Genomic DNA, 23,979 nt, shown 5'->3' with positions numbered 1-23,979 from the left:
GCGAGAGGCCGGCAGGCCGCCTCACCAAACATCAACCGGTCGCGCAGCGGGCCCAGCGGGCGGCCTTCGCGCAGCAGCTCGAAGTACCAGGGGCCGTCGCCGGTGTCGCCATAGAGGCACACGCCCACCAGCCGGTCGCCCTTGAGCACCAGCTTTTTGTAGACACCGTCCACCGGGTCGGACAGCAGGATGGCCTCGGTGCCCTGGCCGCCCATGAAGTCGCCGGCCGAGAACAGGTGGATGCCGGTGACCTTGAGCTTGGTGTGCGTCTGGCTGCCGCCGTAGCGGCCGATGCCGAATTCGGCCAGGTGGGTGGCGCAGACCTGGGCCTGCTCGAACAGCGGGGCCACCAGGCCATAGGCCACGCCGCGGTGGGCAGCGCATTCGCCCACCGCGTAGATGCGCGGGTCGGTGACGGTCTGCAGGGTGTCGTTCACGACGATGCCGCGCTGGCACAGCAGGCCGGCCTGCTCGGCCAGCGCGGTGTGGGGCACGATGCCGGCGGCCATCACCACCAGGTCGGCCGGCAGCGTGCGGCCGTCCTTCAGCTGCACCGCACGCACGCGGCCTGCACCGTCATCCAGCAGGGCGGCCGTCTGGGCGCCCAGCGCGAAATCCAGGCCACGCTGGCGCAGACTCGTTTCCAGCAGCGCGCCGGCGGTCGGATCCAGCTGGCGGTTCAGCAGCCATTCACCCAGGTGCACCACCGTGACCGACATGCCGCGAATGGCCAATCCGTTGGCCGCCTCCAGGCCCAGCAGGCCGCCGCCGATGACCACCGCGTGGCGGTGGGTGCGGGCGGTCTCGATCATGGTCTGGGTGTCGGCGATGTCGCGGTAGGCGATCACGCCGGCCAGGTCCGCGCCGGGCACCGGCAGCACGAAAGGCTGCGAACCGGTGGCGATCAGCAGCCGGTCGTAGCGGGCGCGGGTGCCGTCGGCCGCGGTCACGGTGCGGCGGATGCGGTCGATCTGGGTGACCGTCTTGCCCAGGTGCAGCGTGATGCCGTGCCGGGCATACCAGCTCAGCGGGTTGAGGATGATCTCGTCGAGCGTCTGCTCACCGGCCAGCACCGGCGACAGCAGGATGCGGTTGTAGTTGGGGTGCGGCTCGGCGCCGAAGACGGTGATGTCGTAGTGGCCGGGCGCGATGCGCAGCAGCTCTTCCAGCGTGCGCACGCCGGCCATGCCGTTGCCGATCATCACGAGTTTCAGAGGGGTCATGACGGGGGTCTGGGCGAGAGAGCGCCGTGGTGGCGGGCGTCAGCCGACGTGGCGGATGCCGGCCGGGTAGTACAGGGCGTCGCGGGCAGCCACGGCGGGCGTGCCGACGCGGGCGCGACCGCCTTTTTCAGCCCAGGTGCGGGTCCAGCGGCGCTGCACCACGCGCAGCAGGGCCAGCATCACCAGCGTCAGTGCGGTGAAGGCCAGGAAGCCCGCCAGGTAGCTGCCGGTGTACTGTTTGGACAGGCCCATCGCGTTGGGCAGGAAGCCACCGCCCAGCGCGCCGACCTCACCGATCATCGAGCCGGCGACCGCGGTGCTCAGCGGCCAGCGCAGCGGCACCAGCTGGAACAGCGCGCCGTTGCCGGCACCCAGTGCGGCAAAGCAGAGCATGAACAGCAGCGTGGTGACCGGCAGCGAGCCGCCAGCGAAGCCGCAGGCCGCCAGCGTGAGGGCCACCAGCACCAGCACGCCGCTGAGCGTGCTCACCCCGCCGACGCGGTCGGAGATCCAGCCGCCCAGCACCCGCACCGCCGAGCCCATCAGCGTGGCCAGCATGGTCAGCTGACCGGCCTGGATCTTGGTCACGCCGAACTGGTCGTGGAAGTAGGTGGGCAGCACGCTGGACAGGCCGATGAAGCCGCCGAAGGTGATCACGTAGATCAGGCTGAAGGCCCAGCCGTCCTTCTCGAACAGGCAGGCGACGTGTTCGCGCAAGCTCTGGTGCTCGCGGTCGGGCGGCTCCTTGGCGGCCAGCAGCATCACGGCCATCGGCAGCAGCATGGTCAGCGCGGCCAGGCCGTAGACCGTCTGCCAGCCGTGGGCCTGGGCCAGCGGCGGGGCGAACAGCACGGCCAGCACGGTGCCTGAGTTGCCCGCGCCGGCGATGCCCATCGCCAGGCCCTTGTACTGCGGCGGGTACCAGCCCGATCCCAGCGACAGCGCCACGCCGAAGCTGGCGCCGGCGATGCCCAGCAGCACGCCCATGGCCAGCACGCTGTCGTAGCTGTCGACGAACAGGTAGCCAAAGCCGAGGGCCAGCACGATCAGGCCCATCTCCACCAGCGCGGCGTTCTTGCGCCCGATGTACTGCGACAGCACGCCCAGCGGAAAGCGCATCAGCGCGCCGGCCAGGATGGGCACCGACACCATGAAGCCCTTTTGCGCCGGGGTCAGGCCGTAGGTCTCGCTGATGAACGGGCCCATGGCGCCGTTCAGCACCCAGATGGCGAAGCAGAAGTCGAAGTACAGGAACGAGGCCGCCAGCGTGGGCCAGTGACCGGAGCGGGCAAATGCAGAGAACTTGGACATGGCCAGCACCTCTGGAAAATGAGCAGCGACCGCCGACGTGCGCGCACGGCCGGGGCTGCGGTGGTTGAATGAAGTGGGAGCGGTGGGGCGCGCCAAGAACAGGGCGCACGCCAGACAGGTCATCGGTGCCGGTTCGGGCCGGACGGCTTCCGTTGCAGAAGCCTCACCAGGGCAGTGCATCGTCACACTGGTGGCCTCCTGGCATGCAACCCGCATGCCAACTCGGGCCGGCAGGGGATGGACTATCCTCGGCCCCGGAGCACCGTTGCACCCATGTCGACTTTCTCATTCGTTGTCCTCGCGGGATCGGGGGACCAGGCGCTGCTGACGGCCCTGGCAGGATCCGATCCGCCGGTTCGCTGCGAGGGGCTGGACGCTCTGCGCCTGCGCCAGGACGGTGCATCCGATGCGGGCACTGCACCGGTTCAGATCGTGCTGACGGCCGAGGCCTGGCCGGCGCAGGGCTTGGCCGCGCTGAATGGGCCCGTCAGCTGCGTGGGTGAGCTGCCGGCGGCGGTGCCGCCGCAGACTTGGCTGGACCAGGGCCTGACGGGCTGGTGGCCGCGCACCGTGTTGCAGGACCCGGCGCTGCTGCGTCGCGCCCTGCAGTGGGACGCCGCCCGCTGGACGCACGAGCAGGCCCTGCGCACCGCGCAGCAGCAGCAGCGCCGCCAGTTGGAGGAGCGCATCTGGGTGGACAAGGCCAAGGGGGTGCTGATGAACGCCCGTGGCATCAGCGAGGACGAGGCCTTCCGCCTGCTGCGCGGCGCCTCCATGCATGCCAACCTGCGGCTGGGCGACCTGTCCCGCTCGGTGATCGAGGCGGCCCAGTGGGCCGAGGCGGTCAACCGCGCCGGCCAGCTGCGCATGCTGTCGCAGCGCCTGGTCAAGCTGGCCGCGCAGCGCCAGGCCGCTGTGGAGGTCAAGCGGGCGCGGGCGGCACAGGATGAGGCCGCGCGGCGCCTGCAGGACAACCTGGCCCATCTGGCCGGCCTGCCAATGCTGGAGGCGCAGCCAGCGGCCTTGCGCGACGCGCTGCAAGGCGCCGAGAGCGCCTGGGCCGCGCTGCGCCAGAGCCTGGCCGGCAAGCCGGGCCTGCCGCTGCTGGCGGAGGCCGATGCCCGCGCCGAAGCCTTGCTGCAGGCCGCCGAAACCTTGACCGCCGCGCTGGAGGCGGGCGGCGCGCGCGGTGGGCTGCGCATCGTCAACCTGTGCGGGCGTCAGCGCATGCGGGTGCAGCGTCTGGCCAAGCAGGCCCTGTTGGCCGGTCTGTTGAGCCAGCCCGAGCGGCTGGCGCTGCTGCCGGCGTTGATGGACGACTTCGAGGCCACGCTGCGCGAGCTGGAGCAGGCGCCGCTGTCCACCCCGGACATCCGCGAAACCTTGGGCGCCGCCCGCGACGAATGGCTGCGCCTCTTGCGCGCCCTGCGCGGTGGGCCGGGCATCGATGTGCAGGGCGTGCTGGCGGCCTCCAGCGACGCCCTGCTGGACCTGTTCCACCGCCTGACCGACAGCTACGAGCGCAGCCTGCAGCTCATCATGTCCTGAGGGGCATGGGCTCAGTGCTGGCTGCCGCAGTCTTCCAGGAAGCCGATCAGTTCCTCGCGCAGCGCGTAGTACTGCGGGTGGGCCAGCAGGGCCTCGCGGGTGCGAGGGCGCTCCAGCGGCACGTCCATGAGCTTGCCGATCCTGGCGCGCGGGCCGTTGGTCATCATCACCACGCGGTCGGCCAGCAGGATGGCCTCGTCCACATCGTGGGTCACCATCATCGCGGTCACCTGGCTGCGGGCCCAGACCTCCATCAGCACTTCCTGCAGGTCCCAGCGGGTCAGCGAGTCCAGCATGCCGAAGGGTTCGTCGAGCAGCAGCATCTTGGGCTGCAGGGCGAAGGCCCGGGCAATGCCCACGCGCTGCTTCATGCCGTTGGACAGCTCGCTGGCGTGCTTGTGCAGGGCCGAGCCCAGGCCCACGCGGTTCAGGTAGTAGCTGACGGTGTCGCGGCGCTCGGCCTCGCTGGCGTGCGGGAAGACCTTGGCCACGCCCAGCATCACGTTGTCGAAGGCGCTCAGCCAGGGCACCAGGCTGGGGGCCTGGAACACCAGACCGCGGTCCGGCCCGGCGTGGGTGACCTGCCGACCGTCCAGGATGATCACGCCGTCGGTGATGTCGGTCAGGCCGGCCATCATCGACAGCACGGTGGACTTGCCGCAGCCCGAGTGGCCAATGACCGAGATGAACTCGCCCTTGCGGACTTTGAGGTCGAAGCCGTCCACCACGGTCTGCGGGCCCTTGGGCGTGGGGTAGACCTTGATGAGCTGGGAGAACTCGACGAAACGCTCGTCGCCGCTGCGCGGGGCCCGGTCGGTGTCCGGCGTGGGCATGTCGGGCAGGGCCGCTTCGGCTTCGATGCGTTCGGCCAGCTCGGCATGGCGCAGGCCCAGCAGGCGGGCCAGCGTGGGCGTGCGGCGGGCCTCGGGGCGTTCGGCGCCGTGGCGCGGGGTCAGCACCGGCAGCGGCACCACCTGGCCGCCCTGGCCGGCCGCGGCCGATTGCGACAGCGCGATCAGGTGCTGGGTGATCTCGGCGCGCAGCTGCTGGAAGCGGGCGTCGTGGTTCATCGCGCGGCGGTCGCGCGGGCGGGGGATGTCCACCGTGAAGGACGGGCCCAGCTGGGCGCGCGGGCCGATCTCCAGCGGGATGATGCGGTCGGCCACCATCAGCGCCTCGTCGACGTCGTTGGTGATCAGCACCACCGTCTTCTGGTCCTCGCTCCAGATGCGGACGATCTCGTCCTGCAGGTTGGCGCGGGTCAGGGCGTCCAGGGCTGACAGCGGCTCGTCGAGCAGCAGCACGTCGGGGTCGGTGGCCAGGGCGCGGGCCACCGAGACCCGCTGGCGCATGCCGCCCGAGAGCTGGGCCGGCTTCTTGTCGATGGCCGGGGTCAGGCCCACCATCGAGACATAGCGCTGGACCATGGCGGCCCGCTCTGCGGTCGTCTTGCCCTGGGCCACGCGGTCCACCGCCAGGGCCACGTTCTCGCGCACGCTCAGCCAGGGCATCAGCGAGTAGCTCTGGAACACGATGCCGCGGTCCGGCCCCGGCCCGGTGATGGGCTGGCCATTCTTGAGCACCTCGCCGCTGTCGGCCGTGGTCAGGCCGGCCAGCAGGTTGATCAGCGTGGTCTTGCCGCTGCCGGAGAAGCCGACGATGGCGACGAACTCACCCGGTTCCACCCGCAGGTTCAGCCCGTGCAACACCTCGGTGCGGCCGCTGCCCTGGCCGTAGGCCTTGCAGACGTTGCGGAGTTCCAGGGCGGCGGTGGCGGGCACCAGGCGCATGTGGGGCGGCAGGGCGGCGGCGTCTTCGGACACGGGACGGGGCAGAACGGCGACGTTCATGGCGGACCTCAGTGACGGTGGGGGCGCCTCAGCGCGGGGCGACCAGGTTCTGCAGCATCTGCATCAGGCGGTCCAGCGCGAAGCCGATGCCGCCGATGGTGAACACCGCGACCATGATGCGGCTGAGCGAATCGGCGCTGCCGTTCTGGAACTCGTCCCAGACGAACTTGCCCAGGCCGGGGTTCTGGGCCAGCATCTCGGCGGCGATCAGCACCATCCAGCCCACGCCCAGCGACAGGCGCATGCCGGTGAAGATGAAGGGCAGGGCCGAGGGCAGGATGATCTTGCGCACCCGGGTGCCCAGTGGCAGCTGCAGCACCTTGCCGACGTTGACCAGGTCCTTGTCGACCGAGGTCACGCCGATGGCGGTGTTGATCAGCGTGGTCCACAGCGAGCACAGCGTCACGGTGATGGCCGAGATCAGGAAGGACTTCTCAAACATCGGCTCGCCGCTGGTCACGTAGACCGCGCTGACGATCAGCGTGACGATGGGCAGCCAGGCCAGCGGCGAGACCGGGCGGAACAGCTGCACCATCGGGTTGATGGCCGCCTGCACCACCTTGGAGGTGCCGGCCAGGATGCCCAGCGGCACGGCGACCACGGTGGCCAGCAGGAAGCCGGTGAACACCGTCTTCAGACTGGTCAGGATCTGGTCGATGTAGGTGCGCTTGCCGGTCCACCGGAAGTCGCGCGGCTGGTAGCTGGGGTCTTCGGCCAGGCGCTCGGCATTGCGCTTGGCCTGGCGTTCGTAGAAGGCCTTCTCCCGTTCGCGCTCGGCGAAGTGGTCCTGCACCAGGGCCACGGCCTGCTGGGCCACCGCCATGGGGCCGGGGACGGCGCCCAGGCTGGTCTGGATGCGCGAGGCCACGGCAGACCACAGCATCAGGAAGATCGCGAAGGCGACCAGGGGCACGCCCAGCGACATCAGCGCCTTGCGGGCCAGTTCGCGCGGGTCGCGCAGCGGGGCAATCAACTTGGCAGCGAGTTCCATGGCATCACACCTTGTCGTGGGCCTTCAGGCCGATCTTGAACTTGGCGAGGTAGTCGTTGGGCTTGCGGCCGTCGTAGTTCACGCCATCGATGAAGCCGCTTTGCACGCCCTTGAAGCCGTCGGTCTTGGGCACCTCGTTGTCCGCCAGCTTCTTCTCGGCGATCAGGGCCTGGGCCGCCTTCAGGTAGATGTCCGGGCGGTAGACCTTCTTGGCCGTGTCGAGGTACCAGCTGTCGGGCTTGGCTTCGGCAATCTGGCCCCAGCGGCGCATCTGGGTCAGGTACCAGATGGCGTCGCTGTAGAACGGGTAGGTCGCGTAGTTGCGGAAGAAGATGTTGAAGTCCGGCGCCGGGCGCTTGTCGCCCTTCTCGTACTCGAAGGTGCCGGTCATGCTGTTGCCGATCACCGCGGCGTCGGCACCCACGTACTGGGACTTGGACAGCAGCTTGACCGCCTCGACGCGGTTGGCCATGGAGGCGTCCAGCCACTTGCCCGCGCGGATCAGGGCCTTGACGACGGCGATGTGGGTGTTGGGGTACTTCTCGGCCCAGGCCTTGGTGACGCCGAAGACCTTCTCGGGGTTGCCCCTCCAGATCTCGTCGTCGGTCACCACCGGCACGCCGATGCCCTTGACCACGGCCTGCTGGTTCCAGGGCTCGCCCACGCAGTAGCCGTTGATGGTGCCGGCCTCCATGGTGGCGGGCATCTGCGGCGGCGGGGTGACCGAGAGCAGCACGTCCGCATTCTTGGTGCCGCTGATGTCGCCGGGGGTGTAGTAGCCGGGGTTCAGGCCGCCGGCCGCCAGCCAGTAGCGCAGCTCGTAGTTGTGGGTGGAGACCGGGAAGACCATGCCCATCTTGAAGGTCTTGCCTTCCTTCTTCCAGGCGTCGACCACCTTCTTCAGGGCATCGGCCTTGATCGGGTGCGCCACCTTGCCGCCCTGCATCGGCAGGTTCTTCTTCATCTCGGCCCAGACGGCGTTGGACACGGTGATGGCATTGCCGTTCATGTCCATGCTGAAGGCGGTGACGATGTCGGCCTTGGTGCCGAAGCCGATGGCCGCGCCCAGCGGCTGGCCGGCCAGCATGTGCGCGCCGTCGAGCTGGCCGTCGATCACGCGGTCGAGCAACACCTTCCAGTTGGCCTGGGCCTCCAGCTGCACGTTCAGGCCTTCGTCCTCGAAGTAGCCCTTCTCGTAGGCGATGACCAGCGGGGCGCAGTCGGTGAGCTTGATGAAGCCGAACTTCAGTGCCTCCTTCTCCGGCCGGCCGGCCTTCTGGGCCAGCGCGGGCAGGCTCAGGCCGGCAGAACCCGCCAGGGCGGCAGCCCCGGCGACAAAGCGGCGACGATCGATCACGGTTTTGGACGAGGACATGGCTTCTCCTGAAGGCCTGGAAACAAGGGCGGGGCGGAAAAACAAAAAGCGTCTTCATCGGGCGCCGGCGCAGGCCGGGTGATGGAGACGCTTGGGGGGATGACGCACGCTGCAGCGTGTGCAGCGCGGTGCGGGAGTGTGGCGGGCCGACCGTCGTTGGTCTGGCGCCTGGAGCGCAGCAGTCAGTGCAGGATGAGCGGGTAAAAAAGAAGGCGCCTCCTGGCTCACCGGAAACGATGCCCGGGAGGCGCCTGTGTCCAAAAACCGCTCTGGTACCTTACAACCTGACCGTGTGACCTGGACGGGTCACGGGGAAGTCATATGCAACCCGCGTGCCAGGCCCGTTTCCCTGGGAGTGCCCCGGGAGCGGCGGTCGCCCGTGCCTCAACATGTGCCATCGGTGCCCGATTTAGGCGCATCAAACGGCTGAACCGCACCAGAACAGGTGGATCGGCGCGCGGGGCCGGCCCCGGCAGGGGCTCCGTACAATCGGCCCATCATGTCCCGCCCCGAAGAAGAATTCATCCTGACCCTGTCGTGCGTCGACACGACGGGCATCGTCCACAACGTCTCGGGCCTGCTCTACCAGGCCGGCTGCAACATCATCGACTCGCAGCAGTTCGGCGACGTGCAGGGCGAAGGTGCCACCGGCCTGTTCTTCATGCGGGTGCATTTCCAGGCCCCGCCGCACCTGGCCGATGTGGCCACGCTGGAGAACCTGTTCGCCCATGTGCGCGAGCAGTTCGGCATGGAGGCCCGCATCCGCGCCGCGGCCCAGCGCCCGCGCCTGCTGTTGATGGTCAGCCAGCATGGCCACTGCCTGAACGACCTGCTGTTCCGCTGGAAGAGCGGCCAGCTGGCGGTGGACATCCCGGCCATCGTTTCCAACCACACCACCTTCCAGTCCCTGGTCGAGAGCTACGGCATCCCGTTCCTCCACCTGCCGCTGGCGGGCGGTTCGGACGCCGAGACCAAGCGCGCCCAGGAAAAGCAGATCGAGGGGCTGATCGCGTCCGAGCGCATCGACCTGGTGGTGCTGGCGCGCTACATGCAGATCCTCTCGCGCGAGTTCTGCGAGCAGCTGCGCGGGCGCGCCATCAACATCCACCACAGCTTCCTGCCCAGCTTCAAGGGCGCCAAGCCCTATTACCAGGCCCATGCCCGCGGCGTGAAGCTGATCGGCGCCACCGCCCACTACGTGACGCCGGAACTGGATGAAGGCCCGATCATCGAGCAGGACGTGGCCCGGGTGGACCACTCCCTCTCGGCCGAGGACCTGACCGCCGTCGGCCGCGACGTGGAATGCGTGGTGCTGGCCCGCGCGGTGCGCTGGCACGTGGAGCGCCGCGTGCTGATCAACGGCCACAAGACGGTGGTCTTCCGCTGACCCCCTGACCTTGCCCTTTTCGGAGCCTGCCCATGCCGTCGTCCCCCCGCGCCAAAGCCCAGACCGCCGCGCTGATGGCCTCGCCGGATGATGTCGAGGCGCAGTTCTATGAAGGGCTGCGCGAGGCCGAGATCGACAAGGTCATGGCCGTCTGGTCCGAAGAGGATGAGCCGCTGTGCGTGCACCCGGGCGGCCCGCGCCTGGTCGGCCTGGCGGCGGTGCGGGCGGCCTTCGAGGCCATCTGCGCCAACGGCCCGGTGTCCATCCAACCCGAGAACGTGCGCCGCACCCAGACCCTGGGCTGCGCCGTGCACAGCGTGATGGAGCGCATCGAGATGCTGGGCAGCCAGGGCAGCCCGCGCGTCGGCTGGGTCATGGCCACCAACGTCTACCTGAAGACGACGCTGGGCTGGCGCATGGTGGCGCACCATGCCAGCCCCGCCTCCGAGGACGAACTGCCGGAGATCATCGAGACCCCGGCCGTGCTGCACTGAGATGGGCGCCCACGCCGTCTTGCGGGCCTGAGCGAAGGCCGATGCAGTCGTTCCTGGCCCCGTCCTGGCTACCTGGCGGCCACCTGCAGACCATCTGGGCGGCGCGGGTTTCGCGCGCCCACCGCGGGCCAGCCCCGCAGTTCCAGCGCGAACGCTGGGACACCCCCGACGGCGATTTCATCGACGTGGACCTGCGGCCCGCCGCCGACCCCGCCGCGCCCTGGCTGGTGCTGTTCCACGGTCTGGAGGGCTCGTCGGCCAGCCCCTATGCCCAGGCCTTTGCCGAGGTGGCGGCCCGGCGCGGCTGGTCCTACGCGGTGCCGCACTTCCGGGGCTGCTCGGGCGAGATCAACCGGGCACCCCGGGCCTACCACTCGGGCGACCACGAAGAGATTGGCTGGATCCTCGGGCGTCTGCGCGCCCGCAGTGCGGCGCCGCTGCGCGCGGTGGGGGTGTCGCTGGGCGGCAATGCGCTGCTGCGCTGGGCTGGCGAGGCTGGCGAGACCGCGGCCCGCGTGGTGTCGGCGGTGGCGGCCGTTTGTTCGCCGCTGGACCTGACCGCCGGCGGGCGGGCGATCGACCGGGGCTTCAGCCACCAGGTCTATGGCCGCATGTTCCTGGGCACGATGAAGCCCAAGGCCTGGGCCAAGCTGGCGCAGTACCCGGGCCTGTTCGATGGCGAGCGGCTGCGCCGGGCCCGCACGCTGCACGAATTCGACGATTTGTTCACGGCCCCCTTGCACGGCTTCCGGGGTGTGGAGGACTATTGGTCCCGCGCCTCGGCCAAGCCGCACCTGGCCCGCATCCGGGTGCCGGCACTGGCCCTCAACGCCCGCAACGACCCCTTCGTGCCCATCGCCAGCCTGCCCCGGGCCGGGGCGGTCGGCCGCTGGGTCACGCTGTGGCAACCCCCGCACGGTGGCCACGTGGGCTTTCCGGCCGGGCGCTTCCCCGGGCATGTGCTGTGCATGCCCGAGGCCGTGGCGAACTGGCTGGCCACACCCTGCTGACGACGAGGAGCCTGCGATGGACGAGATGGTGAAGGCGGCCCTGGCCAAGTGGCCGCATGTGCCCCACTGCTATGGCTGGCTGGGGCTGGACGCGCGGGGCGACTGGTACATGCGCGACGACCGCACCCAGGCCGCCGGGCCCTTCCCGCTGAGCAAGGGCAGCCGCATCCAGCACGACAAGCTGCGCGAGTTCATCGAACGCAACTACGAGGCCGATGCCCAGGGTTGCTGGTACTTCCAGAATGGGCCGCAGCGTGTCTATGTCGAGCTGGAGGCCACACCGCTGGTCTGGCGCCTGCGGCGCGACGCGGCGGGCGGGGTGCAGATCCAGGCCCACACCGGGTGGCCGGCGGGGGCGGTGCAAGGCCTCTGGCTGGACGAGACCGGCCACCTGTACCTGCAGACCGAGCGGGGCCTGGGGCTGGTGCACAGCCAGGACATGACGGTGGCCGCCGACGAAGTCGAGGCCGGGCGCTGGCACCCGCAGCCCGTGCGTGCGGCCGAGCTGCCGGCGCGCTTCGGCTTTGTGCGCAGCCCGCTGGCCGCCACCCGCTCCTGAGGCGCGGGCATGAAAAAGCCGCCCCATGGGCGGCTGTCGTCGGCAGGCGCTGAACGCCTTATTGGGCGCCGCTGGCGGCTCCGCTGGCCGCGTCGGCCGGGGCCTTGGGCTCAGGGAACTTGGCGCCGGCGTCATTGGCCATGTAGACCACGGCACGCGCGACTTCCACCTCGGCCAGGTCGGTGGCGCCCCCCTTGGCCGGCATGGCGTTCTTGCCGTTCAGGGCCGAATGCAGCAGGGCGTCGTAGCCGGTGGCGATGCGCGGCCCCCAGGCGGCGGCATCCCCGAACTTGGGCGAGCCCATCGCGCCGGTGGCATGGCAGCTGGCACACACGGCCTTGAAGACCTCTTCACCGGTGCGGTTGCCGCCGCCGCCGCCGGTGGCGGCCGACAGTTCCACCGTGCCCACGGGCTGGATGCGGGTCGCAATGGCTTGCTCGTCACCGCCGGCGCTCTGGCCGCTGCAGCCCGACAGCAGGGCGCCGGGCAGGGCCATGGCCAGGACGATGGCGGACCACGTCCCCATCACAGACGGCTTGTGCATCCTGGTCGACCCTTGGCAGGCCTGTTGGGCGTCTTGAGCTTGGCGCATGAAATCCTCGTTCGCTGGACGGTGTGGACGGCGGATCGTGGCAGGCAGACCGGGCGCACGATCCTGGACAAAACGCGCAGGATAGCCCCCACGCATCGCAGGCTTTCTGATTATAGGCAAGGGCCCTTCATTTCCCGGCCTGCGCCACGGCCCTGTCCGGGTGGGCCAGCGAGCCTGCTAGAATGCAATGCTTTCCACACTTCGCGCCCGTAGCTCAGTGGATAGAGTACTGGCCTCCGAAGCCAGGGGTCGCTGGTTCGATCCCAGCCGGGCGCGCCACCTTGTCTTGCCGACAAGGTCTGCCGTGTGACGACGTTTGAACCCATCCTCCGGGTTCTCATTTGAGCCTGTTGATGGCGGTCAGACCGTTGCTGTCTGACCCAGACAGGACACCTCTTCCGGCCTCTCGGCCCATTGCTTGCTTGGCTTTTCCCAGCTTGCGCCGCGTTGACGGCTCAGGTCCGTGGGGCGACGCAGGTCCTTCGGACCGGATGTGACGGGCGAGTCCTCAGGTCAGAGGATGCCAAGCTCTAGGGTTTACCTGCCCACTAGCGGTATGCACATGCACCCGCTGGAGGGTGCTGGTTGTTTGCGTCATGCACGTCTGTCTGCCCCTCTCCAGGAGCCTCCATGAAGCCCCAGTTCGCGCTTGCCGCCCTGTCCTGCCTTCTCGGCATGGCGTCTGTCCATGCCTCACCTGCCGTTATGGCCACGCAGGCAGCGGCGTCCGTCCGCCTGTGGTCGGCCAATGACTACCAGACCCTGACCAACCAGTTCATCACAGGCATCTCGACCACGTTCAGCGTCCAGCAATACCCCTGGACCTTTGTCACCCCGGAATCCTGTTTCGCGGCCGGCATGACGAACTGCTATGGCGCCAACCCAGATTCCCCGTATGGAACGGCCGTCTTCAAGGGGAGCGTGAACTACGCCACCCGGCTCGACAAGACCGATGCCCTGGTTCTCATCATGCAGACGCCCCCCGAACTGGGCTACTTGGGCATCACCAGTTACCTGAACACGCGCTACTACGCTCCCTTGCCCTCGGATCCGACCAAGTCGGGCAGGGTGGTGTTGTTTGAATCCCTGAATGACTCCGTCAACCAACTGGACATCATGACGGCGGGTTCTCCCACGCCTGGCGGTGCGCCGTTCAGCCAACTGGCCGTGTTCGTGATGACGGCCGACAGCCGCACCTATTCGGACGTGGTGAACCAGTTGACCGCGCTGGGCTACCCGACCACCGGCATCAACCTGCTGGCCCTGCCGATCACCGCCGTGCCGCTGAACATGGGCACCGGCCCGGATGCCGACACCTATTCGTTGTTCATGCGGGCGGCTTACCCCACGAACAAGAGCGCCTTCTCAGACTACCTGGCGTCAGCTCCGATCAACGCGCTGAAGCTCTCCCTGCTGGCATCGCGCGAGTCGACCCCCCTGCCCACCCCCGCCTACAAGGTGCCGGGTGAAGGCGTGGCCGAGCCCGACCACCTGAAGCAGGCCCGCAACCAACTGGTCAACGAGCTCAAGGCCAAGTACGCCGCCGCGTACACGATCACCGAGAACAACGTGGCGGCCACGCTGCAGCAGACCAAGAACTACTACTGCGCGGACATGGGCGAGGTCTGCAATGGCGACAACCCCGACGCCATCTACCTGCAAGACGCCTACCAGTACACCCCCGCCAAACTGAAGGACAAGATCCTGGTTGTCGGGGTGGACCATGTGAAGAGCGGCAAGGCCACCTACACCAGTGACTCGGTGGTGAACCTGAACAACAACACCGGCGTCGTCGCGATCAACAACACCGCGCTGGCCGGCTCCGCCCTGAAGATGGCGGGCATCACGGATCCGAGCGACCCGCGCTACGCCCTCTACAGCCAGCTTTATGCGCTGACCATCAGCTATGACTGCACGGGCGAGCCCGTCTGCCTGACGATTCCGCAGCCCACGGCCGACAACCCGGTGGGTGTGCCGTTTGGCACCAACATGAAGATCACCTCGCGGACCTATCTGGACCCGGCCACCCAGACCCGCCCCAAGGCGCAGGAACTCATTCTGGAGCGCGCCTTCACGCTTCAGGCCAACTGAGTTCCGCTCTGCCCGTCGACCGCAGTGCGTGGCGACATGGCCGTGTCGCCTTGACCCTCGACAACGGCCATGTGGGCACCGATGGCCCCGGGGGTCGTCACCCAGATGTCTCCCGCCTGAGCCGCCTGCGCGATGCCCGTGAGCGCACGCCGCAGGTGGCGCAGCCGGTAGGGCTGTCCGACCAGATAGGGATGCAGCGCAATGCCCATCACCAGCGGCTGGCCCCGCGTGGGATGGTCTGCCTGCCTGCGCATCTCCTCGAACTGGTCGATGATCATGTCGGCGAAGGCGGCGCCGTCGAGCTGCCGGCCGATGATCATCGGGATGTCGTTCACTTCCTGCGGATAGGGCACGGCCCACAGCGGGCCATGGGCCGTGCGCATGCGCACCGGCCGGTCGTCGTGGCACCAGTTGAGCGTGTAGCGGTAGTGCTCCCGCGCCAACAGGTCGCAGGTGTCGGCCGTCTCCGAGATCCAGGGCGACAGCCAGCCGGTGGGCGCCTGCCCGGTGGCGGCGGCGATGCGCTCTCGGCAGTGGCGGATCAGATCCCCCTCGTGTTCGCGGGAGAGGTCGCTCTGTCGGTGCGCATTGGTGTGGCCGTGCGCCACCAGCTCATCGCCGCGGGCCCGGCAGGCTTCGATGAGTTCCGGGCAATGGTCGAGCAAGGCCGTGTTGAGGATCGCGGCCGCGGGCAGTGACAGGTCGCTGAACAGATCCAGGCAGCGCCAGGCGCCCACCCGGTTGCCGTACTCCCGCCAGCTGAAGTTCAGCACGTCGGGTTGCGGTGACGGTGGGCCGAGGTTCGCGCCCAGGCCCTCGCCGAAGGCGAAGTGCTCCAGGTTGAAGCCGAGATACACCGCCAGACGGGCGCCATTGGGCCAGCGATAGCGGTCACGCGCTGTGATCGGCAGATAGTCGAACCGTCCGTGGGTGCGCAAGGGGCCGAAGCGAGTGTCCGGTCCGTCGGGCGGGGCCGGTGTGGAGGCGTTGGCGGACGTGGGTTCCTGGAGCATGGCATGGACGATGGTAGTTGGGGGTCTTGTCCATGCCAATCGGTTCGGGCGGACCTTTTCTTGGCCGCCTGAGCGGTCGGGCGCCGTCCCGACTAACATCGGACGCGAGGGAAGGGCGTCCTTCCCCGGATGACCTTTCTTTGCCGACGATGCTGCGCTACCTCACCGTTCCCGTCACCGCCTTCCAGCAAAACTGCTCCATCGTCTGGTGCGATGAGACGCTGCAGGCCGCGGTGATCGATCCCGGCGGCGAGGTGGACCGACTGATCGCCGAGATGCAGCGCCTGGCGGTCACGCCCACCGCACTGTGGCTCACCCATGCCCACATCGACCACGCCGGGGGCACTGGCGAGATGGCGCGGCGCCTGGGCCTGCCGATCATCGGCCCCCACCGGGGCGATCAGTTCTGGATTGAGCAACTGCCCGAACAAAGCCGGATGTTCCGTTTTCCGCCGGCCGAGCCTTTCACCCCGACCCGCTGGCTGTCCGATCTGGACACCGTTGCGCTGGGCCACACCGAGGTGGTGGTGCGCCATTGCCCGGGTCACACGCCGGGCCATGTGGTGTTCCACCATGCCGAAGCCCAACGCTGCTTTGTGGGCGATGTGCTGTTCGCCGGCTCCATTGGTCGCACGGATTTCCCGGGGGGCGACTACGACACGCTGATCGCCAGCATCACCGAGCGTCTGTGGCCGATGGGCGACGACACGGTCTTCATCCCCGGCCATGGCCCGGAGAGCACTTTTGGCCGGGAACGTCGTTTCAATCCCTATTTAGGGGGGACTTGAGGCTTGCCGCGGCGCGGAGTGTGAATTCATCACACAAGTGACCGTGCAAACTTAACGGTGGACTAGCAGGGCCGGCTTCTAAGCTGAAGGCCTTGGAGTCATCGACATCCACAGGCGGATGGACGCACTGGCTTCAAATCAAGGAGGTCAGCCGTGTTCGAACAAAACCAACCCACCCCGTCCGTCGGCACTGTCACGCCGCGCACCCCCTGGCCGGCACTGACGCGGGCCATTTCTTACCGCGGTCCTGAGCGTCGCTCCGGCGCCGCCCTGATGGCCCGTTTGATGGCCCTGGCGCTGGACGAGATCGACTACGGCCTCGTGATGATCGGCGAGGATGGCAGCGTGATGCACGCCAACCACGCCGCCCGGATGGAACTGGAAGGCCAGCATCCACTGATGCTCGAAGGGCGCCAACTCCGCGCCCGTGACCTGCGTGACCAGACCGCGCTGGTGGACGCCCTGCAAGGCGCCGGCCGCCGCGGCCTGCGCCGCCTGCTGTCGCTGGGCGATGGCGAGCAGCGCGCCGGCGTGTCCGTCGTGCCACTGCCGTTGCTGCCGGGAGAATCCTCGGCTGCGGCCACGCTGCTGGTGCTGGGCAAGAGCCAGGTCTGCGGCGTCCTGTCGGTGCAGGGCTTTGCCCGGGCGCACAAGCTCTCGCCGGGCGAGGAGCAGGTGCTGGTGGCCCTGTGCGACGGCGACAGCCCGGCCAAGATCGCCACGTCCCATGGCGTGGCCATCTCCACGGTGCGCACCCAGATCGCCAACATCCGGGCCAAGACGGGTTCGGACAGCATCCGCAGCCTGATCCATCAGGTGGCCGTGCTGCCGCCGCTGGTGGGCACGCTGCGCCAGTCGGGCGAGACCCGTTCGGCGGGCTTCTCGGACATGGGCGTCCTGTTCAGCGTGCTGGGCGGCGTGCGCAACTGACCCGGGGATCCCCGGTCCCGGCGGGTGACACCGCCGGGCCGGCTAAGATGAGGCATGGTTGCACCAGGGCCTTCATCGTTTGCCAGCGTTCCCGGTCCGGGACTGGCTGACTTTCCCGCCGTCCTGCGCCTCTCCCCGCACTTCCAGCGGCTGGTGAGGCGGGGCGATGTGCGGCGCTATGCCAAGGGGACGCTGATCATCCAGGAGGGGGATCACGGGGACACCTTGTACGTCATCCTCCATGGGTTGCTGCGCGCCTTTGGCGCCGATGACCAGGGCCGGGAGATCACTTACGGCAGCTTCGGCGCTGGCGAGTGCGTCGGTGAGATGAGCCTGGATGGTGGCACCCGCTCGGCCAGCGTGATGACGCTGGAACCCAGCGTCTGTGTGGTGCTGACGCGTGAGACGCTGCTGCGCTACATCGCCGAGCAGCCCGAATTTGCCTTTGAGCTGCTGGCCATGGTGATCCAGCGGGCCCGTTCGGTCACGCTGTCGGCCAAGCGGCTGGCCCTCAACGATGTTTATGGGCGGTTGCGCCTGCTGCTGGGGGCCGAGAGCGCCCAGCTCGGCTCGGACGGCGTGGGGGTGGAGGTGTGTCTGACGCACCAGGACATTGCCAACCGCATCGGCTGTTCGCGCGAGATGGTCAGCCGGCTGATGAAGGACCTGGAAAAGGGCGGCTACCTGGCCCAGCAGCGGGGGCGCGTCCGCTTGCTGCGTGCCCTGCCGCACCGCTGGTAGGCGCGCGGCTGGTTCAGGCCGGTTGCAGGTCCAGCACCGGGTGGCAGGCTTGCCCGGCGCCCAGGCCCCGCAGGTCCAGCCAGCGGGTGGGGCCGAACTGCACCGCCCCCGCCACCGTCTGGGCAGCGTGGTCGCAGGCCAGGATCTCGCCCGGCTGGGCGGCCGTGCACAACCGGGCCGCCCGGTTGGTGACGGAGCCGATCGCGGCATAGTCCAGCCGCCCTTCGAAGCCGATGGCCCCCAGCGTGGCCTCGCCCCGGCTCAGGCCGATGCCCAGGCCCGCCGGGCCCCCCAGGAACTGCCAACGCGCTTGCAGCGGCCGGGCCCGGTCGCGCATGGCCAGGGCCAGTTTCACGGCCCGCAGGCTGTGGTCCGCCTGGGGGTCCGGGTCGTTGAAGAACACCATGAAGCCATCGCCGGTGAAGCGCTCCAGCGTGCCCTCGTGCTGGAACACCAGCTCGCCCATGGCGGTATGGAACTCGCGCAACATGTCCATCAGCGCCTGCGCGTCGACCCGCTCCGCATAGGCGGAAAAGCCCCGCAGGTCGGCGAACAGCACGGTGATCTCGCGCCGGTGGCTGCGCAGGATGTCGCCCTGGGCCCCGGCCACCAGCCGGCTGGCCAGCGCGGGCGAGAAGAAGCGCTTGAGCTGCGAGAGCCGCTCCACCTCCTGCACCTTCTCGCTCACGCGCTGCTCCAGCGTGAAGGACCAGGCGGCCAGTTCGGCCCGCTGGCGCTGGGCCTCGTCGTACAGCACCTTGACCCGCAGCAGCGAGCGCACCCGGGCCCAGAGCTCCTCCTTCACCACCGGCTTGGTGATGAAGTCATCGGCGCCCACGTCCAGCCCGCGCACCCGGTCCTCCTTGGCGTCCAGCGAGGTGACCATCACCACCGGCACCGCCTGCATGCCCTCCAGCGCGCGCAGTTGGGCGCACACGCTGAAGCCGTCCAGGTCGGGCATCAGCACGTCCAGCAGGATCAGGTCCGGCTGGTGTTCCAGGGCCATCGCCAGGCCCTGCTGGCCGCCGCTGGCCAGCAGCACCTCGTAGCCGCGGCTGACCAGCATGGCCTCCATCAGGCGGCGGTTCTTCTCCTGGTCGTCGACGACCAGCAGACGCGGCGTGCGGCTCATGGCCGGGTGGGCGGCCGCAGGTGGCTGCGCACCGTGTTCACGAACTCGCGCACCGAGGACAGCGGCTTGGCGATGAAGCCGGCAAAGCCGCTCTCGTCGATGCGGCCACGGTAGGCGGGCATCACCGAGGCGGTCAGCGCCACCACCGGCACCCCGGCCAGACTGGGCTGGCGCTGGATCCAGGCGATCAGCGCGAAGCCATCGCTGTCGGGCAGCTGGATGTCCAGCAGCACCAGGTCGGCCCCGTGGGCCAGCAGCTGCGCCTGGGCCTCGGCGGCGGTGCCAGCCTGGTGCACGGCAAAGCCCTGGGTGGCCAGGACATCGGCCGCCAGCTTGCGGCTGCGGCTGTCGTCGTCGATGACGTGGAGCACCGGAAGGGTCATGGCTCAGGCTGTCGGGGCAGGTTGAAATGGAAGGTGGCGCCCTGGCCGGGCAGGCTGTGCAGTGTGACCTCGCCGCCGTGCAGGCGCACCAGGCGCCGCACCAGCGGCAGGCCCAGGCCGGTGCCCTCGCTCTTGCGCAGGATGTCGTCACCCACCTGGCGGAATTCCTCGAACACCATGGCCTGGTGCTCCGGCGCGATGCCCACGCCGGTGTCGCTCACCTCGACCCACAGGCCTTCGGCCTCGTTCTCGCCGGCCCGCACGGTGACTGTGCCACCGGGCGGGGTGAACTTCACCGCATTGCCCAATAGATTGAGCAAGATCTGCTTGAGGCGGCGCGCGTCCACCACCCAGGTGTCCGGCGCTGCGTCCAGATCCAGCTGGAGGTGCAACCCGGCGCGGGTGCAGCGCTCCCGCATCATCGCGGCCGTGCCGTGCAACACGCCATCCACGTCGATCTCGCTCAGGGCCAGTTCCATGTGGCCGGCCTCGATCTTGGAGAGGTCCAGCACGTCGTTGATCAGCGAGAGCAGGTGTTCGCCCGAGGCATGGATGTCGTTGGCGTATTCCTTCTGCTTCTCGCCCAGCGGGCCGAACAGCTCCTCGCGCAGCACATCGGAGAAGCCGATGATCGCGTTGAGCGGCGTGCGCAACTCGTGCGACATGTTGGTCAGGAATTCCGACTTGTGGCGGTTGGCCAGTTCCAGGTCGCGCGTGCGCTCCGCGATCTTGGCCGACATGTCGCGGTAGAGCTCCTGCAGGTTGGCCGCCATGTGGTTGAACTGGGCGGCCAGGTCCTGCAGCTCGTCGCCCGAGTGGACGTCGATGCGGGTGGCCAGATGCCCCTGGCCCAGCGCGGTGGCACCCTGGTGCAGCGCGCGGATGGGCTGGCTCACCCGTCCCACCACCCACAGCGCGGCCAGCATGGCCCCGGCCACCGCCAGCAGGATGACCACGCCGGTGCGCACCAGCGTGCTGTAGACCGGTGCCAGGGCCACCGCCCGCGGCTGCTCAATCACCAGCTGCAAGCCCAGTGCGGGCAGGGGGAACTGGCTGGCCAGCACCGGGGCGCCCTCCAGCCCGGCGCGTGCCAGGGCCTGGCGTGGGCCCGTGGTGGTGGTGGTGCCCTGCGGGGCTGCGCGCTGGGCCAGCATCAGCGTGGTGTCCGCATGCAGCACCACCACCCCACGCCGGTCCACCGCATAGGCCTCCAGGTTGGCGTTGTGCAGCACCGGGGCCAGGTGGCGGGCCAGCGTGCGCAGGTTCACGCGCGCCACGGTGACCCCGGCGCCCATGCGCGGGTCGGGCGTCACCAGCAGCAGCTGCGGTTCATAGCCCTCGGCGTATTCGATGCTGCCCTGCACCGGTGGCAAACCGTCTGCCCAGCGCAGGCGGGTGGCGGGGGTGAACTCGGACGGATCGCTGCCGGGCACTTCGGACAAGGCCAGCCGCGACACATGCACCCGCGGCTGGCCCTGGGCGTCGTAGTGGGTCAGGTCCTGCAGGGCCGGTTCCAGCTTCAGGATGCGCAGGAACTCATCGCGCCGGTCGCTGTCGGCCAGCCAGCCAGGAATGTCCCAGGGCAGGCCGGCCGTGGCCCGCACGTGGCGCTGGATCGAGCCCAGCTCGGCCTGGATGGCGCCTGTTGCTTCCCGGGCCAGCAGCGCCTGGCTGGCACTGAGGGAGCGCACCGCCTCGCGGTAGGCGAAGAACACCTCCACCCCGCCGAACAACAGGATGACCAGCGCGGCCAGCAGCCCGAAGGCCAGGGCCTGCTTGCGCCACAGCCGCATGCGCCACAGCGAGGCGGAGGGCGGCGCGCTGGGTGGGGCGGCAACGGGGGGGCGGTCGGGACGCATCGTGAACTGCTGGGGATGCGGGGGTGAGGGTCAGCGCAACAGGCGGTCGGCCGACCGCAGGGCCGCCTTGGACGGCGTCAGGCCCATGGCCCGGGCTGCGCGCAGGTTGATGATGAATTCGAAGCCTTCCGAGCGCTGGATGGGGATGCGCGCGGGATCCGCGCCTTCCAGAATGCGCCGGGCCAGTTCAATGCCGCGCGGCGGAGCGTCGGTAGGCTCGGAGGTGGGCTTGATCGCCATCAGGCCGCCGGCGCGGAGCATGTAGTTCGCGCTATAGATGACTGGATGGCGCAGGGTTTGCAGACGGCTCACCACCTCGATCCTGTCCAGGTAGAAGCCTTCGGAGACGGGGACAAGAACACCCTGGCCTGGAGACAGCCACGCCCCTAGTCGGATTAGGTCTTCACGCTGGCAGATGCGCACGAAATGCAACGGTAGTCTCGCTCGGCGCGTAGTCAGGCGGAGATCCGCATAGCCGGCAGGGTTATCCAGGGCCAGGGGCAATTCCGTGTCCGGGACCAAGCCGGGCCGGCAGGCCGGTCTAGGCAAGTTGGCACCGCAGGCGGCCGGGATGGGATTGGAGGAACGGCCGTCCACCAGCATTGCCACTCCGGTTAGTCGGGGAAAGGCCAACGCTAACGCCTCCACCATCTTGCCTTCTGCCGGCAGCTCGGAGAAGTACCCAGTGGTGGGTGTGCCGGGTTGGCGCAGACTGCGGACCAGGCACATCGTGCGCGGGTCTGGCGAAGAACGGAACAACACAGGTGTTGTCGGGTTCAACTGCCGGACCTTTTGTGCAGGGCCTAGCGAGGTAGTGATCACCAAGTCCCAGGGCTGCCGGGGCAGGGCCTGTTTGACTTGCCGCAGCGTCTGGGTTTCACTGGCTTGGCTGTCCAACTGGATCCGCTGGATCCGCACCGGTTCGCCGCGAATCTGCAGCGGGGCCAGTTCTCGTTGCAGGCCTGCCATGACTGGTTGGTCATAGGCCTCGCTGAAGGTGCTCAGCACCAACACCGCATGGGGCCGGGCGGAGGCTGGTGCCGTGCCGCCAATCAGACACAGCCACCCCACCAGGGCCCAGCCGTGCAGCCGGAGGCGGCTCAGGCCTGCCGCTGGGCGCACAAGGTATTGGCCAAGTACAGCTTGCCGGTGGTGGTGCCGGCAAAGTTGGCCAGCGCGGCCGCGTCGTCGAACAGCAGCACCGAGGTTTGCACCGGCGTGGCCGGCGAGTATCCCGGTAGCGGCTGGCCGAACCACAGTGGCAGAGAATTGCCAGCAAAACTATTGGGGGGGCAATTCACGCAGATCGGCTGGGGGTTTGCATCGCCCCAGGTCTGCCAGCGGTGCACCACCACGGCCAGTTTGGTGTTGCCCGCCGGTCGGCTGTAACCCGACACCAGGCTGCAGCCCAGCAGCGCGGCCGTGCCGCTCGCCGTCACCCAGGCCTGGGCGGTGCTCTGATCGTCAAAACTGATCCACTGCACGCCCTGCGGCTGCGGCAGCAAGTCTCCCGTGGCCAGGGCGCCAGCGGCGCCGTACCAGCTCACGCCGTCGTTGGCATTGGGATCCAGCAGGGTGCCACCGCCCAGGGGGTCGGAAGAAGTCAGCGGATTGCCGCTGAAGCGCAGAACACACAGGTAAAACACGTCAGTACCTCACGGGAAGGATGAAGGGGCACCGCAATCTAGCCTGAAGGCGGGAAAGCCTTGTGCACGGTCGTTCGAGGACGTCCCCCTTTGGGGGGATGCTGTGGTGATTTACACCTTGGCGCCACCGTCTCAGGCCGCCGGCGGTGCAAAGCGCTCCGGTGGCTTGGGCGCGCGGTCGTACAGCGGCAGCACCTTGGGCAGGGTTTTCTGGATGTCGGCGATGCGGGTCGGGCCGGCCGGGTGGGTGGACATGAACTCGGGGGGGGCGCTCTCGTTGGCCTTGAGCATCTTCTGCCACAGCGTGACGCCGGAGCGCGGGTCATAGCCGGCCCGCGCAGCCAGTTCCAGCCCGACCAGGTCGGCCTCGCTTTCGTCCTCGCGGCTGAACTTCAGGGTCAGCAGCTGGGCCCCCATGCCCAGCGCGGCGTCGCCCAACTGGCCCAGGCCGAGCAGCGAGCTGAGCAGGTTGGCGCCGATGCGGGTGGCCGTGCTCTTGCCCATGCGTTCTCGGGCGTGTTCGCGCAGCGCGTGGGCCATTTCGTGGCCCATGATCATCGCCACCTCGTCGTCGCTGAGCTGCAGCTGTTTGAGGATGCCCCAGTAGAAGGCGATCTTGCCGCCCGGCATGCAGAAGGCGTTCAGCTCCTTGGAGCCGAACAGGTTGACCTCCCAGCGCCAGTCGCGGGCGCGGGCGTTCCAGTCGTAGGTGTGCGGAATGATGCGTTGGGCGATGGCGCGCAGGCGGATGACCTGCGGGTGGCTGTCCGGCGCCAGGGCCTTCTTGGCCTTGGCATCGCGCTTGAGCTGTTCGTACTGCTGCGTGGCAGCCTGCTCGACCTGCTCGGCCGGCACCAGCTGGGTGAACTTCGACTCCTTGCCGACCTGCCGGCCGACACCTTCGTCCTGTTGGGCGAACACGCTGGCCGGCAGCAGCGTGGCGCCCGCCGCCAGGGCGGCGACGCGGCGGCGCTGGTGCAGGGGGCAGGCGCAGCCGCGCGCATGGGCCAGCGGCGGCAGGGGCAGGTGGGCGTCGGTGTGGAAATCGCTCATGGC

The 23,979-nt window shown here is 68.8% G+C and carries 21 protein-coding genes, 1 tRNA gene and 1 pseudogene; 10 read left to right on the top strand and 13 right to left on the bottom strand.

From position 1 onward, the window contains the following. Positions 1-14 precede the first annotated feature (14 nt). A pseudogene (locus tag KGA65_RS16800) lies at positions 15-1,223 on the bottom strand (NAD(P)/FAD-dependent oxidoreductase); the annotation flags it as partial. A 39-nt stretch (positions 1,224-1,262) separates the two neighbouring features. Further along, positions 1,263-2,534, bottom strand: a complete 1,272-nt coding sequence (locus KGA65_RS16795) for an MFS transporter (RefSeq protein ID WP_225864276.1) — start codon at positions 2,532-2,534, stop codon at positions 1,263-1,265. 273 nt (positions 2,535-2,807) lie between these two features. On the opposite strand from KGA65_RS16795, the gene KGA65_RS16790 reads away from it, so the two are divergent. Next, positions 2,808-4,082 (top strand): ANTAR domain-containing protein, encoded by a 1,275-nt coding sequence (locus tag KGA65_RS16790; RefSeq protein ID WP_225864275.1) that lies wholly within the window; start codon positions 2,808-2,810, stop codon positions 4,080-4,082. An 11-nt stretch (positions 4,083-4,093) separates the two neighbouring features. Here the strand turns inward: KGA65_RS16790 and KGA65_RS16785 are convergent, their stop codons facing one another. Genes KGA65_RS16785 through KGA65_RS16775 form a run of 3 tightly spaced genes read right to left on the bottom strand, consistent with a single transcriptional unit; the run spans position 4,094 to position 8,298 of the window. After that, the gene (locus tag KGA65_RS16785) at positions 4,094-5,932 is read right to left on the bottom strand and encodes an ABC transporter ATP-binding protein (RefSeq protein WP_225864274.1); all 1,839 of its coding nucleotides are present in this window, start codon (positions 5,930-5,932) and stop codon (positions 4,094-4,096) included. Between the two features lie 28 nt (positions 5,933-5,960). Then, positions 5,961-6,923, bottom strand: coding sequence for an ABC transporter permease (locus KGA65_RS16780; RefSeq protein WP_225864273.1), 963 nt, complete (start codon positions 6,921-6,923; stop codon positions 5,961-5,963). Positions 6,924-6,927: 4 nt separating this feature from the next. Continuing rightward, positions 6,928-8,298, bottom strand: a complete 1,371-nt coding sequence (locus tag KGA65_RS16775) for a CmpA/NrtA family ABC transporter substrate-binding protein (protein WP_225864272.1) — start codon at positions 8,296-8,298, stop codon at positions 6,928-6,930. 499 nt (positions 8,299-8,797) lie between these two features. On the opposite strand from KGA65_RS16775, the gene purU reads away from it, so the two are divergent. Genes purU through KGA65_RS16755 form a run of 4 tightly spaced genes read left to right on the top strand, consistent with a single transcriptional unit; the run spans position 8,798 to position 11,748 of the window. After that, positions 8,798-9,685, top strand: a complete 888-nt coding sequence (gene purU, locus KGA65_RS16770) for a formyltetrahydrofolate deformylase (RefSeq protein WP_225864271.1) — start codon at positions 8,798-8,800, stop codon at positions 9,683-9,685. A gap of 32 nt (positions 9,686-9,717) precedes the next feature. Next, entirely contained in the window at positions 9,718-10,179 is a 462-nt protein-coding gene (locus KGA65_RS16765; protein WP_225864270.1) for a YybH family protein, read from the top strand. Positions 10,180-10,220: 41 nt separating this feature from the next. Beyond that, a complete protein-coding gene (locus tag KGA65_RS16760) occupies positions 10,221-11,189 on the top strand; it encodes a YheT family hydrolase (RefSeq protein WP_225864269.1) in 969 nt (322 codons plus the stop codon). Between the two features lie 16 nt (positions 11,190-11,205). Continuing rightward, positions 11,206-11,748, top strand: a complete 543-nt coding sequence (locus tag KGA65_RS16755) for a DUF2946 family protein (protein ID WP_225864268.1) — start codon at positions 11,206-11,208, stop codon at positions 11,746-11,748. A gap of 58 nt (positions 11,749-11,806) precedes the next feature. Here KGA65_RS16755 and KGA65_RS16750 read toward each other — a convergent pair whose 3' ends face one another. After that, positions 11,807-12,274, bottom strand: a complete 468-nt coding sequence (locus tag KGA65_RS16750) for a c-type cytochrome (RefSeq protein ID WP_375142650.1) — start codon at positions 12,272-12,274, stop codon at positions 11,807-11,809. A gap of 269 nt (positions 12,275-12,543) precedes the next feature. On the opposite strand from KGA65_RS16750, the gene KGA65_RS16745 reads away from it, so the two are divergent. Continuing rightward, a tRNA-Arg gene (locus KGA65_RS16745) sits at positions 12,544-12,619 on the top strand. A 426-nt stretch (positions 12,620-13,045) separates the two neighbouring features. Beyond that, the gene (locus KGA65_RS16740) at positions 13,046-14,431 is read left to right on the top strand and encodes a hypothetical protein (RefSeq protein ID WP_225864267.1); all 1,386 of its coding nucleotides are present in this window, start codon (positions 13,046-13,048) and stop codon (positions 14,429-14,431) included. Here KGA65_RS16740 and KGA65_RS16735 read toward each other — a convergent pair. Beyond that, the gene (locus KGA65_RS16735) at positions 14,419-15,444 is read right to left on the bottom strand and encodes a polysaccharide deacetylase family protein (RefSeq protein WP_225864266.1); all 1,026 of its coding nucleotides are present in this window, start codon (positions 15,442-15,444) and stop codon (positions 14,419-14,421) included. The genes KGA65_RS16740 and KGA65_RS16735 overlap by 13 nt on opposite strands. Positions 15,445-15,593: 149 nt before the next feature. Between KGA65_RS16735 and KGA65_RS16730 the strand changes: the two genes are divergently transcribed. From KGA65_RS16730 to KGA65_RS16720, 3 genes are all read left to right on the top strand, one after another. After that, positions 15,594-16,232 (top strand): MBL fold metallo-hydrolase, encoded by a 639-nt coding sequence (locus KGA65_RS16730; protein WP_225864265.1) that lies wholly within the window; start codon positions 15,594-15,596, stop codon positions 16,230-16,232. A gap of 153 nt (positions 16,233-16,385) precedes the next feature. Beyond that, positions 16,386-17,162, top strand: coding sequence for a helix-turn-helix transcriptional regulator (locus tag KGA65_RS16725; protein WP_225864264.1), 777 nt, complete (start codon positions 16,386-16,388; stop codon positions 17,160-17,162). 153 nt (positions 17,163-17,315) lie between these two features. After that, complete coding sequence (locus KGA65_RS16720) at positions 17,316-17,903, top strand: Crp/Fnr family transcriptional regulator (RefSeq protein WP_225864263.1); 588 nt, start codon at positions 17,316-17,318, stop codon at positions 17,901-17,903. A 13-nt stretch (positions 17,904-17,916) separates the two neighbouring features. Here the strand turns inward: KGA65_RS16720 and KGA65_RS16715 are convergent, their stop codons facing one another. The 6 genes from KGA65_RS16715 to KGA65_RS16690 all read right to left on the bottom strand — a co-directional run bounded on the left by KGA65_RS16715 (position 17,917) and on the right by KGA65_RS16690 (position 23,976). Continuing rightward, complete coding sequence (locus KGA65_RS16715; RefSeq protein ID WP_225864262.1) at positions 17,917-19,035, bottom strand: adenylate/guanylate cyclase domain-containing protein; 1,119 nt, start codon at positions 19,033-19,035, stop codon at positions 17,917-17,919. Further along, entirely contained in the window at positions 19,032-19,418 is a 387-nt protein-coding gene (locus KGA65_RS16710; protein ID WP_225864261.1) for a response regulator, read from the bottom strand. Before KGA65_RS16710 ends, KGA65_RS16715 begins: the two co-directional genes overlap by 4 nt. Beyond that, on the bottom strand, positions 19,415-21,277 hold the full coding sequence (locus KGA65_RS16705; RefSeq protein ID WP_225864260.1) for a sensor histidine kinase: 1,863 nt from the start codon (positions 21,275-21,277) through the stop codon (positions 19,415-19,417). The genes KGA65_RS16710 and KGA65_RS16705 overlap by 4 nt, the downstream gene beginning before the upstream one ends. 30 nt (positions 21,278-21,307) lie before the next feature. After that, positions 21,308-22,285 (bottom strand): ABC transporter substrate-binding protein, encoded by a 978-nt coding sequence (locus tag KGA65_RS16700; RefSeq protein WP_225864259.1) that lies wholly within the window; start codon positions 22,283-22,285, stop codon positions 21,308-21,310. Between the two features lie 92 nt (positions 22,286-22,377). Next, positions 22,378-22,923, bottom strand: coding sequence for a hypothetical protein (locus KGA65_RS16695; protein ID WP_225864258.1), 546 nt, complete (start codon positions 22,921-22,923; stop codon positions 22,378-22,380). Positions 22,924-23,055: 132 nt separating this feature from the next. Further along, a complete protein-coding gene (locus KGA65_RS16690; protein ID WP_225864257.1) occupies positions 23,056-23,976 on the bottom strand; it encodes a M48 family metallopeptidase in 921 nt (306 codons plus the stop codon). Positions 23,977-23,979 lie beyond the last annotated feature (3 nt).

Source organism: Ideonella benzenivorans (assembly GCF_020387415.1).
Taxonomy (GTDB): Bacteria; Pseudomonadota; Gammaproteobacteria; order Burkholderiales; family Burkholderiaceae_C; genus Ideonella; species Ideonella benzenivorans.
Note: the sequence above shows the minus strand (reverse complement) of the source record. Positions and strands in the feature narration are given on the sequence as shown.